The sequence below is a fragment of the Streptomyces sp. NPDC048258 genome (genome assembly GCF_043201995.1).
Taxonomy (GTDB): Bacteria; Actinomycetota; Actinomycetes; order Streptomycetales; family Streptomycetaceae; genus Streptomyces.
In genome coordinates this window covers 481,951-495,470 of the sequence record NZ_JBICZH010000001.1, presented here as the reverse complement: position 1 = coordinate 495,470, position 13,520 = coordinate 481,951, and the positions used below count along the sequence as shown (strand labels likewise).

General features: G+C 72.7%; 11 protein-coding genes and 3 tRNA genes. 8 read left to right on the top strand and 6 right to left on the bottom strand.

The window, feature by feature from the left end:
* Positions 1-2: 2 nt before the first annotated feature.
* A complete protein-coding gene (locus tag ACGFYQ_RS02355; protein ID WP_393739031.1) occupies positions 3-443 on the bottom strand; it encodes an Lrp/AsnC family transcriptional regulator in 441 nt (146 codons plus the stop codon).
* 69 nt (positions 444-512) lie between these two features.
* Here ACGFYQ_RS02355 and ACGFYQ_RS02350 point away from each other — a divergent pair, with 69 nt between their 5' ends.
* Together ACGFYQ_RS02350 and ACGFYQ_RS02345 are read left to right on the top strand one after the other, a co-directional pair.
* Entirely contained in the window at positions 513-1,637 is a 1,125-nt protein-coding gene (locus ACGFYQ_RS02350; RefSeq protein WP_393739029.1) for a hypothetical protein, read from the top strand.
* 237 nt (positions 1,638-1,874) lie between these two features.
* Positions 1,875-3,284, top strand: coding sequence for a carboxyl transferase domain-containing protein (locus tag ACGFYQ_RS02345; RefSeq protein WP_393739027.1), 1,410 nt, complete (start codon positions 1,875-1,877; stop codon positions 3,282-3,284).
* 46 nt (positions 3,285-3,330) lie between these two features.
* Here the strand turns inward: ACGFYQ_RS02345 and ACGFYQ_RS02340 are convergent, their stop codons facing one another.
* Positions 3,331-4,149: a helix-turn-helix domain-containing protein gene (locus ACGFYQ_RS02340; protein ID WP_393739025.1), complete on the bottom strand. Its 819-nt coding sequence runs from the start codon at positions 4,147-4,149 to the stop codon at positions 3,331-3,333.
* A gap of 48 nt (positions 4,150-4,197) precedes the next feature.
* Here ACGFYQ_RS02340 and ACGFYQ_RS02335 point away from each other — a divergent pair, with 48 nt between their 5' ends.
* Positions 4,198-4,560 (top strand): cupin domain-containing protein, encoded by a 363-nt coding sequence (locus ACGFYQ_RS02335; RefSeq protein ID WP_393739023.1) that lies wholly within the window; start codon positions 4,198-4,200, stop codon positions 4,558-4,560.
* A 16-nt stretch (positions 4,561-4,576) separates the two neighbouring features.
* Here the strand turns inward: ACGFYQ_RS02335 and ACGFYQ_RS02330 are convergent, their stop codons facing one another.
* Positions 4,577-5,839: an MFS transporter gene (locus tag ACGFYQ_RS02330; RefSeq protein WP_393739021.1), complete on the bottom strand. Its 1,263-nt coding sequence runs from the start codon at positions 5,837-5,839 to the stop codon at positions 4,577-4,579.
* A gap of 215 nt (positions 5,840-6,054) precedes the next feature.
* Here ACGFYQ_RS02330 and ACGFYQ_RS02325 point away from each other — a divergent pair, with 215 nt between their 5' ends.
* Positions 6,055-7,212 (top strand): glutamate--cysteine ligase, encoded by a 1,158-nt coding sequence (locus ACGFYQ_RS02325; protein ID WP_393739019.1) that lies wholly within the window; start codon positions 6,055-6,057, stop codon positions 7,210-7,212.
* A 70-nt stretch (positions 7,213-7,282) separates the two neighbouring features.
* Here the strand turns inward: ACGFYQ_RS02325 and ACGFYQ_RS02320 are convergent.
* The 3 genes from ACGFYQ_RS02320 to ACGFYQ_RS02310 all read right to left on the bottom strand — a co-directional run bounded on the left by ACGFYQ_RS02320 (position 7,283) and on the right by ACGFYQ_RS02310 (position 7,688).
* A tRNA-Ile gene (locus tag ACGFYQ_RS02320) sits at positions 7,283-7,356 on the bottom strand.
* 181 nt (positions 7,357-7,537) lie between these two features.
* A tRNA-Asn gene (locus ACGFYQ_RS02315) sits at positions 7,538-7,610 on the bottom strand.
* A gap of 5 nt (positions 7,611-7,615) precedes the next feature.
* A tRNA-Asn gene (locus ACGFYQ_RS02310) sits at positions 7,616-7,688 on the bottom strand.
* A gap of 145 nt (positions 7,689-7,833) precedes the next feature.
* On the opposite strand from ACGFYQ_RS02310, the gene ACGFYQ_RS02305 reads away from it, so the two are divergent.
* The 4 genes from ACGFYQ_RS02305 to ACGFYQ_RS02290 all read left to right on the top strand — a co-directional run bounded on the left by ACGFYQ_RS02305 (position 7,834) and on the right by ACGFYQ_RS02290 (position 13,490).
* Positions 7,834-8,133 (top strand): YtxH domain-containing protein, encoded by a 300-nt coding sequence (locus tag ACGFYQ_RS02305; protein ID WP_393739017.1) that lies wholly within the window; start codon positions 7,834-7,836, stop codon positions 8,131-8,133.
* A gap of 84 nt (positions 8,134-8,217) precedes the next feature.
* Entirely contained in the window at positions 8,218-9,666 is a 1,449-nt protein-coding gene (locus ACGFYQ_RS02300) for an FGGY family carbohydrate kinase (protein ID WP_393739015.1), read from the top strand.
* Positions 9,667-9,837: 171 nt separating this feature from the next.
* Positions 9,838-11,571 carry an ABC transporter ATP-binding protein gene (locus tag ACGFYQ_RS02295; protein WP_393739013.1) on the top strand — a complete coding sequence of 578 codons (1,734 nt, stop codon included), beginning with the start codon at positions 9,838-9,840 and terminating at the stop codon, positions 11,569-11,571.
* Positions 11,568-13,490 carry an ABC transporter ATP-binding protein gene (locus ACGFYQ_RS02290; RefSeq protein WP_393739011.1) on the top strand — a complete coding sequence of 641 codons (1,923 nt, stop codon included), beginning with the start codon at positions 11,568-11,570 and terminating at the stop codon, positions 13,488-13,490. The genes ACGFYQ_RS02295 and ACGFYQ_RS02290 overlap by 4 nt, the downstream gene beginning before the upstream one ends.
* Positions 13,491-13,520 lie beyond the last annotated feature (30 nt).

The following is a 13,520-nucleotide window of genomic DNA, read 5'->3' as shown; positions in this document are numbered from 1 at the left end:
TCTTACGGCTGGCCCGGGCGGTTGGCGGCCCGGAGGGCGATGCGGGTGTTGGACTGTGCCACCCCGGCCTCCCGCTTCAGGCGGCGGAGCAGGCCGTCGAGGGCGGCGGGGTCGGCGGCCCGGGCGCGTACGAGGTAGTCGTGCTCGCCCGTCACGTGCACGACCTCGGTGATTCCCGGGAGCTTGGCGACCTGCCGTTCGAACTCCTCGTTGGTGGTGTCCTGGCGCAAGGTGACGTCGATGAAGACGACGAGCCCGCCGCGGGTGTCGGCGGCCGGGTCGACCAGGATGGTGAATCCCCGGATCACGCCGTCCCGGCGCATCCGGCGCACCCGGTCGGCGGCGGCGTTGGAGCTGAGGCCGACCCGGACGCCGAGGTCGCGGTACGAGATCCGCGCATCCTGCCGCAGGATGCCGAGGATTTCCCTGTCGAGGCGGTCCATACCGCGATTCTCGCAGCCGGGGCCGATATCGGTGCCCGTCCGGCGGCCCGCGGGCCGGACCCTCCCCCCATGAGCGAACTGATGACTCCGGCGCTGGCGGGTGCGGTCGCCGGCCTGGGCGTGGCGATGCCGATGGGCGCGATGAGCGTGCTGCTGCTCCAGGAGGCGATGCGCCACCGCCGGGCGGCGGTGGCGGCGGCCGCGGGTATCGCGGCGGTCGACCTCGGCTACGCCGCGGTGGCCACCGCGCTGGGCCCGTGGGTGGCCTCCCACATCTCCCCGATCGAAGCCTGGGTCCGCCTGACCTCGGCAGTGATCCTCCTGACCATCGCCGCCCGAGGCCTCACCAAGCCCCTCCGCCACCCCGCTCCCCCATCCCCGCCGCATGATCCGGCCCCGCCGCACGACCCTGCCCGGCCGCCCCTCCCGACCGAGCCACACCCTCCGGCCCCGTCGGCGTTTTTGGCGGGGGATCCGGGGCGGAGCCCCACCACTCCAGCCCCGCCGGCGTTTGAAGCGCGGGACCCAGGGCCGAGCCCCACCACTCCAGCCCCGCCGACGCTTGAGGCGCGGGACCCAGGGCCGAGCCCCACCACTCCAGCCCCGCCGACGCTTGAAGCGCGGGACCCAGGGCCGAGCCCCACCACTCCAGCCCCGCCGACGCTTGAGGCCCGGGACCCAGGGCCGAGCCCCACCACTCCAGCCCCGCCGACGCTTGAGGCGCGGGACCCAGGGCCGAGCCCCACCACTCCAGCCCCGCCGGCGCTTGAGGCCCGGGGTCCGGGGCGGAACCCCGATTTTCCAGCCCCGCCGGCGCTTGAGGCCCGGGGTCCGGGGCGGAGCCCCGGGTCCGGAGCCGGGGCCGACCTCCGGCCCGCAGGCGGAGCCGACCTCGCGCCCCGCCCGGTCAAGGCCTTCGCCCGGTACGTCGGCCTCACCGCCCTCAACCCCACCACCGCCCTCTACTTCGGCGCCCTCACCACCGCGCAGGGCGCCACCCTCCGCACCGGCCCGGCCGGAGCCGCCTTCCTCCTCGGCGTCGGCGCCGCCTCGCTCCTCTGGCAGCAGTCCCTCGTCGCACTCGGCGCACTCGCCGGGAGCAGGATCTCCGACACCGCCCGCGCGTGGACCTTCCGCCTCGGCTACGGCCTCGTCGCCGCCTATGCGATCAAGATCGTCCTTCCCCTCCCGTGAACAGCGCCAGGGGGTGTCTTGTCGGTCGGGCCGGATCAGGGAGCGGTGTCTGGTGCCGTGGATCGCAAGGCGGAGGATGGGGGTCCCCCCGGACGGAGTCTGGGGGAGAGTCGACGCGGTGGGGGCACCTCCCAGCGGTAGCTGGGGGACGTCGGCGACCGACGAGAACGCGGCGAGGCGCGGTGCCGGACACCGCGAGCCCGGCATGACCGGCAAGACACCCCCTAGGGTGAGCCCGTGACGACGACCCGCCTCTCGGCCCGCGCGGCCATCGCCTCCGTGGCCGACCCCGGCAGCTTCACCGAACTCCCCGCCCCCCGACGGGAGTCACCGGCCGACGGCCCCCTGGCCTGGACCGGCTACGACGACTCCCGCGCCCGCGCCGCGCAGCGGACCGGCGAGCAGGAGTCCGTCGTCACCGGCACCGCCCGCATCGGCGGCCGCGAAGCCGCCGTGATCTCCTTCGAGTTCGGCTTCCTCGGCGGTTCGCTGGGCGAGCGCACCGGAGACCGGCTCGAAGCCGCGTACAGCCACGCTCGCGAGCACCGCCTCCCCCTCGTCTCCCTGATCGCCACCGGCGGTTCCCGCATGCAGGAGGGGATGCTCGCGCTGACCCAGCTCCAGCGCGTGGCCCGCCAGTGCGTGCTGACCCGGGCCGCCGGGCTGCCCCAGATCGCCGTCCTGCGCGATCCGACCACCGGCGGCGGCTGGGCCACCCTCGGCGCCGGGGCCGACGTCGTCCTCGCGCTCCCCGGAGCCCAGGTCGGCTTCGCCGGTTCCCGCGTGCGGCCCGCGGACGCGGACCCGGCGGCGTACTGCGCCGAGGGCCAGTACGCAGCCGGGCACGTGGACGCCGTGGTTCCCCCGGCCGAGCTCCCCGGGGCCTTGTCCGACTGGCTCCGCGTCCTGACCGCGCCCCGCGCGGACGGTCCCGTCGAGCCCCCGGCCGCGCTGGCCTGGGGGCACCTCCCAGCGGTAGCTGGGGAAGTACCGCCCCCCGCGACCGGCTGGGACGCGGTCCGGCAGGCGCGTCATCCGGACCGCCCGCGCGCCGCGGCGTACCTGGACGCGTACTTCACCCTCCGCCTCCCGCTCTCCGGGGACCGGGCGGGCGGCACCGACCCCGGGATGCTGTGCGGATTCGGGCTGCGGGAGGACCGGGCCGTGGCGTACGCCGCCCAGTGCGGCACCGCCACCCGCCCGGCGGGATACCGTACGGCCGCCCGCGTCCTGCGCCTCGCGGACCGGCTCGGCATCCCCGTGCTCACCCTGGTGGACACCCCGGGCGCGGCCAACGACGCCGCCGCCGAACACGAGGGCGCGGGCGCGGCCATCGCGGACACCTTCGCGGCGCTGGCCGCGGCCACCGTCCCCGTCACCACCCTGCTGATCGGCGAGGGCGGCTCGGGCGGCGCCCTCGCCCTGGCCGCGCCGGGGAACACCTGGGTCACCCCGGACAGTTATTTCTCTGTCATCGCCCCGGAGCTGGCGGCGGCCATCCTCAAGCGCCCCCCGACGGCCGCCCCCGCCACGGCGGACCAACTCCGCATCCGCCCCCAGGACCTGGTGGCCCTGGGCGTCGCCCGCGGCATCGTTCCCCCCGCCCCACCCGCCTCCGCCGCCGCATCCGGCCACGTCGGCGACTGAGGCGGTGCCGGGGCGGCGCCCCGGCACCGGACCCGCACGCACCCGCTCAGCCGGCGGCCCGGCCCGACCGGGCGTAGCGCCCCGGGCTGGTCCCGACGTGGCGCCCGAAGTGGCGGGTCAGGTGCGCCTGGTCGTAGAAGCCCGCCGCCGTGGCCGCCTCGGCCGGCCGCGCCCCCGCCAGCAGCAGCCGCCGCGCCACCGCCACCCGCCGCCCCGTGAGATAGGCGTGCGGCGGCAGCCCGTAAGCCGTCCGGAAGCTCCGGATCAGCTGTGTGGGATGGATGTACCCCAGCTCCGCCGAGGCCTCCTCCAGGGTGATCCCCTCGACGACCCGCGCGTCGAGCAGTTCACGAAGCCGTACGGCGGCCTCCGCGCCCGCCGCCCCGCCCGCCGGCGCCTCGCGCCCCGCCAGCCATCGGTGCAGCCGCTCCCGTACGAAGGCCAGCCGCGACTGGGCTTCGAGGGGGTCCCGCTCCCCGAGCGCCAGATGCAGCCCGTGCACGCGCTCGCGCAGCGCGGGGTCGGCCAGCAGCGGGGTGTCGACGGCGGCTCCGGTCAGCCGCTCCGGCAGCACGGAGGTGTCCAGGTACAACACGCGCTTGCGGAAACCCGCCTCGGTCACGGTCCGCCCGTCGTGGACCACCCCCGGCGGCAGCAGCACCACCGCCTCGTCGACTCCGACGCCGTGCCGCTCACGGTCCAGCCCGAAGTCGACCCGCCCGCCGTCCAGGATCATCAGCGCCCAGGTGTCGTGCACGTGGGCCGGATACGCGTGCTCGGTGAAACGGGCGTGGAAGACCTCGGCGATGCCCGGCACCGACGGCTGCCAGGCGGAGACGGTGCTGCGCGGACGTATCGCGGCCATGTCAGGAACGTACAAGACCGCCCGCGCTGCCTCCCGCAGGCTGTCCGCATGACGACACAGAAGGTCAACATCGCCGAGAAGCTGGCCGGATTCACCGAGCAGTGGGCCCCCCGACGGATCGCCCGCGTCAACGACTACGAGGTCAAGCTCGCCAGGCTCCAGGGCGAGTTCGTATGGCACACCCACGAGGACACCGACGAGCTCTTCCTGGTGGTCGGCGGCACGCTGACGATCCGCCTGCGCGACGGGGACGTCGTCCTCGGCCCCGGCGAGATGTACGTCGTCCCGCGCGGGGTGGAGCACTGCCCGGCGGCGGACGAGGAGGCGCAGATCCTGCTGTTCGAGCCGGCCGGCACCACCAACACCGGTACCGCGGGCGGCGACCGCACCCGCGAACCGGTCGACGCGTGAGATCCCGGCGGGTGGCTCAGGCCTGCGGCGACCGGGCGTCGTAGCGGGCGAACGCCCGCCAGCGGAGCGCGAGCAGGCCCAGCACCAGCACACAGGCGAGGCCCCCGCCCGTGATCGCCACGGCCGGGGAGGTCAGGTCCGCGACGGTCCCGGCGAAGAAGTCCCCGAGCCGGGGCCCGCCCGCGACGACCACGATGAAGACGCCCTGGAGGCGGCCGCGCATGTCGTCGGGGGTGGCGGCCTGGAGCATGGTGGTGCGGAACACCATGGAGATGGTGTCCGCGCACCCGGCCAGGGCCAGGAAGAACAGACCGAGCCACAGGTTCCGGGTGAGCCCGAAGACCGCGATCGCCAGGCCCCACGCGGCGACGGCCACGAGGATGGCCAGCCCGTGCCGGCGGATGCGGCCCTGCCAGCCGGAGAACAGCCCGCCCAGCAGCGCCCCGAGAGCGGGCGCGGCCACGAGCAGGCCGACGGTCTTCGCGTCGCCGCCGTACCAGAGCACGGCGATGGCCGGGAACAGTGCCTTCGGCTGCGCCAGCACCATGGCGGACAGGTCGGTGAAGAAGGTCATCCGGATGTTGGGCCGGGTCCCGAGGAAGCGCAGACCGTCGACGACGGAGGCCCTCCCCCGCGTCCCCTCGGCGCGGTCGGGCTTCATCGACGGCAGCCGCCACATCGTGTAGAGGGCGGCGGTGAAGGTCACGACATCGATCAGGTACGCCGCCTGGTACCCCCACCAGCCGACGATCAGCCCGCCCAGCATCGGGCCGGCCATCGCCCCGGAGGTCATGGTCACGGAGTTCAGCGCGTTGGCGGCGGGCAGCTGCTCGGACGGCAGCAGCCGCGGGATCATGGCGGACCTGGCCGGTCCGGAGAGCGCCCCGCACACCGCCTGGAGCGCGACGACGGCGTACAGGAACCAGACCCGGTGGTAGCCGAGCAGTGCGGCCGCCGCGAGCGCGGCCGACAGCCCGGCGGCGCCGAGGGAGCTGTAGAGGCCGAGCTTGCGCCGGTCCACGGTGTCGGCGATGGCTCCGCCGTAGAGCCCGAAGGTGACGAGCGGGACGAGTGAGAAGAGTCCGACGAGGCCGACGGAGAAGCTGGACCCGGTGATGTCGTAGACCTGGAGCGAGATCGCGAGGGCGGTCATCGCCTGGCCGAGCCAGGAAATGGTGCCGCCGATCCACAGCCGCCGGTAGTCCAGGGACGTACGGAGCGGCGTGAGGTCGGCGAATATCCGCCGCTGAGGGCGGTCGGGCGCGGCGGTACGGGTCACAGCGGATGATAACCAGGGGCCGGTCGACGGCCCTGGTCATTTTTTGCCGCACGCACACAACGGCAACAGTCGCCCCACCCGGATCCCGGGCCCCACACCGGGCCACCGCTTGCCGCTAACTCGCCACTATCACCGGACATTTGACCGAATCGCCGTACGCTCCCCGCCTCGCGTTCGGCTCATGATGAAAAGACTCGTATGTCCAGGGAGGCGTAGTGATCGAACCTGGCAACAGCACCACGAGCACCGGCACCGCGCAGAACACGGTGCGCCCCACCGTTCCCCTCACCGTCGGTGTCGAGGAGGAGTTCCTCCTCGTCGACGCCCGCACGTTCCGGGTGGTGCCCGCCGCCCCGCTCGTCCTCGCCACGGCCGGCGGGGTACCGGGCGAGATACACCCCGAGGGCACCCGCTACCAGGTGGAGATCTCCACCCCGATCGCGCACTCGGCGACCTCGCTGCGCGAGGAGCTCGCCACCCTGCGGCGCACCCTCGGGCGGGCGGCCCGCGCCCACGGCTGCCGCCTGCTGGCCGCACCCTCGCCGGTCGTGGCCGTGGAGGGGCCGTTGCACCTGACCGACGACGAGCCGCGCCAGCGCGAGCAGCACCGCCGCTTCGGCTCGCTCACCGACACCCTCGTGAGCTGCGGCCGCCACATCCACATCGGCACGCTCGACGTGGACACCGCCGTGGCGGTGTCCAACCGGGTCAGACCGTGGCTGCCGACACTGATCGCGCTGGCCGCCAACTCGCCGTTCTGGGGCGGCCGTGACACCGGCCACGCCAGCTGGCGGGCGATGGCCTGGTCGGGCTGGCCCTCGGCGGGACTGCCCCCGCACTTCACGTCCACGGCCCACTTCCGGCTCTCGGTGCAGACCCTGCTCGGCTCCGGGGCGGCCCTGGACACCAAGATGGTCTACTGGGACCTCCGCCCGTCGGGGCACTGGCCGACGCTCGAGATGAGGGCGCCGGACATGTCCCCGGACATCGACACGGCCATCCTCCAGGCCGAGCTGGTCCGCGCCCTGGTCGCCACGGCCCTACGGGAGATCGCGGAGCGGCGGCCCGAACCGGCCCTGCGGGACGACGTACTGCGCCTGGCGCGCTGGCGGGCGGCCCACGACGGCCTGGAGGGCTTCGGCCTCGACCCGTACACGGGAGCCGAACTCCCGGCGGCCGACCTCGCGGAGGCCCTGCTGGACCTGGTCGCCCCGGCCCTGGTCGCCGCCGGCGACCTCGACCACGCAGCCAAGACGCTGGGCGCCCTCCTCCGCGACGGCTCGGGCGCCCACCGCCAACGCGAGGCCTTCGCCCGCCGCCAGGACCTGACGGACGTACTGCGTTACCTCGCGGACGAAACGGAGAACTTCTAGCCGGGCACCGAAATCCCCCCGGAAACGTCAAAGCCGCAGGTGCAATCGTTTCTGCACCTGCGGCTCGCAGTGGGGCGGGTGGGACTCGAACCCACGGCCGACGGATTATGAGTCCGCTGCTCTAACCGGCTGAGCTACCGCCCCTTCACGGCGTGGCGCGTACATGTGTGCGCGCCGTCTGCCGCAGCATAGCCGCTCATACGATCTCCTGCCTCGGATGCCTCGCATGATCGGCTTCGCCTGTTCAGAGAGACCGCACTGCGGGCTGCCCGGTTCCCTGAGAGGGCAAAAAAGAAGAGGACCCATGTGGGCCCTCTTCTCCTTGCTCCCCCGGCTGGACTCGAACCAGCAACCCTCCGGTTAACAGCCGAATGCTCTGCCAATTGAGCTACAGGGGACCGAGCTCCCCCGACTGGACTCGAACCAGTAACCTGCCGGTTAACAGCCGGCTGCTCTGCCAATTGAGCTACAGGGGATTGCTGCGGTGCATCGAACAGCCCACCTCCGGCCTTGCCGGGGGGCGAGCGCCCGCTGCGAGTCATAGATTAGCGCAAGCAGGGGGGTGCTCCGCCAATCGGTATCGACAGCAGGCCGGGCACCACACGACGAAGGGTGGCAGGCATGCGGTACAAGGTCACGTTCGTGGTCGGACTGGCCCTCGGGTACGTGCTCGGAACCCGGGCCGGGCGCGAGCGTTACGAGTCCATGAAGAAGTCCGCGCGGGAGTTCGCGCAGAACCCCGCCGTGCGCAACGCCGCCGAGACCGCCGGGCACACCGGGCGCGTGTACGCGGGCAAGGCCTACGCCGTGGTGAGCGAGAAGGTCGGCGACGCCGTTCCGGCTTCCCTGGTCGGGCGGGTACGGGGACTGCGCGACCGGTCCGGCGGCGTCGAGGACGACTGGGGCACCAGCAACACCTGAGGCATCCGAGGTTCCCGGGACCCGTGGGATTCCGGGGGCTCCGGAGCGGAGGAGTCCGGCCCGGCGTGCGGCAGAATTCTCCGCATGGGGATAGTCGCCGGGCTGGACAGCTCTTCCGCCTTCACTCGCATAGTCGTCTGCGACACCGAAACGGGTGCCGTGCTGCGCCAGGGGTACGCACCCCATCCACAGCCCACCGGGGAACCCGACGGCGCGCATCCCCACGAGACCGATCCGCAGGCCTGGCTGCTCTCGCTCGGCGAGGCGGCCGGCGGCGGGCTCCTCGAAGGGGTCCAGGCCATCGGGGTCTCCGCCCAGCAGCACGGGCTGCTGCCGCTGGACGCGCAGGGCGGGCTGGTCCGCCCGGCCCTGGTCGGCAACGACAAGCGCGGGCAGGTCGCCGCCGCCGACCTCGTCGACAGTCTGGGCGGCCGGCAGGCGTGGGCCGAGGCGGTGGGCTCGGTCCCGCACGCCGCTCAGCCCCTGGCGAAGCTGGCCTGGCTGGCCCGCACCGAGCCCGAGGCCGCCCGCCGGGTGGCCGTGGTGATGTCCCCGCACGACTGGCTGGTCTGGCAGCTGCTGGGCCGGCCGGTCCGGCGGACCACCGACCGCGGCGGCGCCTCCGGTACCGGGTACTGGTCGGCGGCCACCGGTTCCTGGCGTCCCGACCTGGTCGAGCTGGCGCTCGGGCACCAGGCGCTGCTGCCCGAGGTGCTCGGCCCGGCCGACGCCGCCGGGACCACGCCCGAGGGGCTGCTCATATCGGCCGGCACCGGCGAGACGATGGCCGCCGCGCTCGGGCTGGGGCTCGGCCCCGGCGACGCGGTGGTCTCGCTGGGCGCCTCCGGTTCGGTGATGGCGGTGCACCACGAGGCGCTGTCGGAGCCGGGTGGTCTGATCACTTCCCTGGCCGACGCCAGTGGCATGCACCTGCCTGTGGTGAACACCTCCAACGCCGTACGGGCGCTGCGCGGCACCGCCGAGCTGCTGGGCACCGACCTGGAGGGGCTGTCCGAGCTCGCCCTGAAGTCGACGCCGGGCGCGCACGGCCTCGTGCTCCTGCCGTATCTGGAGGGTGAGCGGACGCCGAACCTGCCGCACACCGCCGGGACCCTGTCCGGGCTGCGCCGGGACTCGATGAAGCCGGAGCACCTGGCCCGGGCCGCTTTCGAGGGCATGCTGTGCGGGCTGGTGGACGCCCTCGACGTGCTGCGCTCGCGCGGGGTCGAGATCCGCCGGGTGTTCCTGCTGGGCGCGGCGGCCGAGCTGCCGGCCGTACAGGCCGCGGCCCCCGGACTGTTCGGCACGCAGGTCGTCGTACCGGCGCCCGCCGACTACGCGGCGCTGGGCGCGGCGCGCCAGGCGGCGTGGGCGCTCGGGGTGGCGCAGGGCACGCTGGCCCCGCACACCCCGCCGGTGTGGCCGGCCCCGGCGGCGCAGGTCTTCGAGCCGGGCGAGGAGTTCCCGGCCTGGCAGGCGGTGCGCCAGCAGTACATCGCGACGAGGGAGCAGATCCACCCCGGCGCGTTCTAGGACTCTCCGGCCAGGACTCCGCAGCCGGTATTCCGCGGACGACGGCTGGGTCCCTGGTCGCAGGACGGCCTACTCCTTTTGACCGGCCTTTGCGAAAAGCGCTGGGGATCGGGCCGCCGGTTGGCCGAAGATGGGGTGAACCCCCTCGATCTTGCCGACCGGAGCCTGCGCGTGCTCATACGACTTCTGCGGACCCATCTGGGTCCGTACCGGAAACCCATCGCCCTGCTGGTCCTGCTGCAGCTGCTGCAGACCAGCGCCAGCCTCTATCTGCCCACCCTCAACGCCGACATCATCGACAACGGTGTCGTCAACGGCGACACCGGCTACATCCTGCGCTTCGGCGCGCTGATGCTCGGTGTCTCGCTCGTCCAGCTCGTCTGCAACGTCGGGGCCGTCTACTACGGCGCCCGTACGGCGGCGGCCTTCGGGCGGGACGTGCGCGCCGCCGTCTTCGACCGCGTGCAGAGCTTCTCCGCGCGGGAGCTCGGCCAGTTCGGCGCCCCGTCCCTGATCACCCGTTCGACGAACGACGTCCAGCAGATCCAGATGCTGGTGCTGATGACCTTCACGCTGATGGTCTCGGCGCCGATCATGTGCGTCGGCGGGATCGTCATGGCGCTGTCGCTCGACGTGAAGCTGTCGGGCGTGCTGCTCGCCGTCGTTCCCGTGCTCGGTCTGTCGGTCGGCGCCATCGTCCTCAAGACGCGGCCGCTGTTCCGCCTGATGCAGGCGCGCCTGGACACCGTGAACCGGGTGCTGCGCGAGCAGATCACCGGCAACCGGGTGATCCGGGCCTTCGTCCGCGACACGTACGAGAAGGATCGTTTCCGGGAGGCCAACGAGGACCTCACCGGGGTGTCGCTGGCCGCCGGCAAGCTCCTCGCCCTGATGTTCCCCACGGTCATCGTGGTCGTGAACATCTCCAGCGTCGCCGTCATCTGGTTCGGCGCGATGCGCGTGGACAGCGGCGGCATGGAGATCGGCCAGCTGACGGCCTTCCTCGCCTACCTGCTGCAGATCGTCATGGCCGTGATGATGGCCACCTTCATGTTCATGATGGTGCCGCGCGCCGAGGTGTGCGCCGAGCGCGTCCAGGAGGTCCTGGACACCCGTTCCAGCGTAGTCCCGCCCACCGACCCGGTGCGCGAGCTCGCCCGGCGCGGGCGCCTCGAACTGCGCGGCGCCGACTTCCGCTACCCGGGCGCCGAGGCCCCGGTGCTCCGCGGGGTGGACCTGGTGGCCCGTCCCGGCGAGACCACGGCGGTGATCGGCTCCACCGGAAGCGGCAAGTCCACGCTGCTGGGCCTGGTCCCGCGGCTGTTCGACGCGACCGGCGGCGAGGTGCTGGTCGACGGCGAGGACGTACGCCGGCTCGAACCGGAACTGCTCGCCAGGACGGTCGGCATGGTCCCGCAGAAGCCGTACCTCTTCTCCGGAACCGTCGCCTCCAACCTGCGCTACGGGCGCCCGGACGCGAGCGACGAAGAACTGTGGCGGGCCCTGGAAGTGGCCCAGGCCAAGGACTTCGTGTCCGAGCTGGAGGGCGGCCTGGAGGCCCCCATCACCCAGGGCGGCACCAATGTCTCCGGCGGCCAGCGCCAGCGTCTGGCCATCGCCCGCACCCTGGTGCAGCGCCCGGAGATCTATCTCTTCGACGACTCCTTCTCGGCCCTGGACTACGCGACGGACGCGGCGCTGCGCGCGGCGCTCGCCCGCGAGACCGAGGACGCGACCGTGGTGATCGTCGCCCAGCGGGTGTCCACGATCCGCGACGCCGACCGGATCATCGTCCTGGACGAGGGCCAGGTGGTGGGCGAGGGGCGCCACCACGAGCTGATGGCCGGCAACGAGACCTACCGGGAGATCGTGCTCTCCCAGCTGACGGAGGCGGAGGCCGCATGAGCGGGCCCGGAGGACGGATGATGGCGGGGCCGGCCCAGCGGTCCATGGATTTCAAGGGCTCGGGGAAGCGGCTGCTGGGGCAGCTCGCGCAGGACCGGGCCAAGCTGTCGGGCATGGTCGCGGCCGTCGTCGGCAGCGTCGGCTGCGCGGTCGTCGGCCCGAAGATCCTCGGCCAGGCCACCGACCTGGTGTTCGCGGGGATCGTCGGCCGGCAGATGCCGGACGGGCTCACCAAGCAGCAGGCGCTGGACGGGCTGCGCGACAGGGGCCAGGGCGGCATGGCGGACATGCTGTCCGGCACCGACTTCACCCCCGGCAAGGGCATCGACTTCGGCGCCGTCGGGGTCGTCGCCATCTGGGCGCTGGTGGTGTTCGTCCTCGCCGGCCTGCTGATGCTGGTCGCCACGAGGCTGTCGAACCACGTGATGAACGGCACCGTCTACCGGATGCGCGAGGAGCTCCAGGCGAAGCTGTCGCGGCTGCCGCTGTCGTACTTCGACCAGCAGAAGCGCGGTGAGGTACTGAGCCGGGCCACCAACGACATCGACAACATCGGCCAGACCCTGCAGCAGACGATGGGCCAGCTGCTGAACTCGCTGCTGACCATCGTCGGCGTGCTCGCGATGATGTTCTGGATCTCGCCGCTGCTGGCGCTGGTCGCGCTGGTGACCGTACCGGTCTCGGTCTTCGTCGCGGCGAAGATCGGCAAGAAGTCGCAGCCGCAGTTCGTGGCGCAGTGGAAGTCGACCGGCGCGCTCAACGCCCACATCGAGGAGATGTACTCGGGCCACACGCTGGTCAAGGTCTTCGGGCGGCAGAAGGAGTCCGCGGCCGTCTTCGCCGAGCAGAACGAGGCGCTGTACCGGGCCTCGTTCAAGGCGCAGCTGGTCAGCGGCATCATGCAGCCGGTGATGCTGTTCATCTCGAACATCAACTACGTGCTGATAGCGGTCGTCGGCGGGCTCCGGGTCGCCTCGGGCACCCTGTCGATCGGTGATGTGCAGGCCTTCATCCAGTACTCGCGGCAGTTCTCGATGCCGCTCACGCAGGTCGCCTCGATGGCGAACCTCGTGCAGTCAGGTGTCGCCTCGGCGGAGCGGGTCTACGAGCTGCTCGACGCGGAGGAGCAGGAGCCCGACGTCGAGGTTCCGGAGCGTCCGGAGGAGCTGCGCGGCCAGGTCACGCTCGACAAGGTGGCCTTCCGCTACGAGCGGGACAAGCCGCTGATCGAGAACCTCTCGCTGTCGGTCGAGCCGGGCCAGACGGTCGCGATCGTCGGCCCGACGGGCGCCGGCAAGACGACGCTCGTGAATCTGCTGATGCGGTTCTACGAGGTCACGGGCGGCGAGATCGCCCTGGACGGCGTGGACATCGCGAAGATGACGCGCGAGGAACTGCGCGGCGGCATCGGCATGGTGCTGCAGGACACCTGGCTGTTCGGCGGCACCATCGCGGAGAACATCGCCTACGGTGCCTCGCGCGAGGTCACGCGCGCCGAGATCGAGGAGGCGGCGCGGGCGGCCCACGCGGACCGCTTCATCCGCACCCTGCCGGACGGCTACGACACCGTACTGGACGACGAGGGCGCGGGCGTCAGCGCCGGCGAGAAGCAGCTGATCACCATCGCCCGGGCGTTCCTGTCGGACCCGGTGATCCTGGTCCTCGACGAGGCGACGAGCTCGGTCGACACCCGTACCGAGGTGCTGATCCAGAAGGCGATGGCGCGCCTGGCGCACGGCCGTACGTCCTTCGTGATCGCGCACCGGCTGTCCACGATCCGCGACGCGGACGTGATCCTGGTGATGGAGAGCGGCTCGCTCGTGGAACAGGGCACGCACGAGGAGCTGCTGGCGTCGGGCGGCGCGTACGCGCGGCTGTACGCGGCGCAGTTCGCGCAGGCGGTCGTCGAGGTCGACTAGGACTGACGGTGGATCGGGGATCGGGGGCGC

What these genes read in the sequence shown, in the direction of transcription:
- ACGFYQ_RS02355 (WP_393739031.1), bottom strand. Translation starts at nt 443, where the DNA reads ATGGACCGCCTCGACAGGGAAATCCTCGGCATCCTGCGGCAGGATGCG.
- ACGFYQ_RS02350 (WP_393739029.1), top strand. Translation starts at nt 513, where the DNA reads ATGAGCGAACTGATGACTCCGGCGCTGGCGGGTGCGGTCGCCGGCCTG.
- ACGFYQ_RS02340 (WP_393739025.1), bottom strand. Translation starts at nt 4,149, where the DNA reads ATGGCCGCGATACGTCCGCGCAGCACCGTCTCCGCCTGGCAGCCGTCG.
- ACGFYQ_RS02335 (WP_393739023.1), top strand. Translation starts at nt 4,198, where the DNA reads ATGACGACACAGAAGGTCAACATCGCCGAGAAGCTGGCCGGATTCACC.
- ACGFYQ_RS02305 (WP_393739017.1), top strand. Translation starts at nt 7,834, where the DNA reads ATGCGGTACAAGGTCACGTTCGTGGTCGGACTGGCCCTCGGGTACGTG.
- ACGFYQ_RS02300 (WP_393739015.1), top strand. Translation starts at nt 8,218, where the DNA reads ATGGGGATAGTCGCCGGGCTGGACAGCTCTTCCGCCTTCACTCGCATA.
- ACGFYQ_RS02290 (WP_393739011.1), top strand. Translation starts at nt 11,568, where the DNA reads ATGAGCGGGCCCGGAGGACGGATGATGGCGGGGCCGGCCCAGCGGTCC.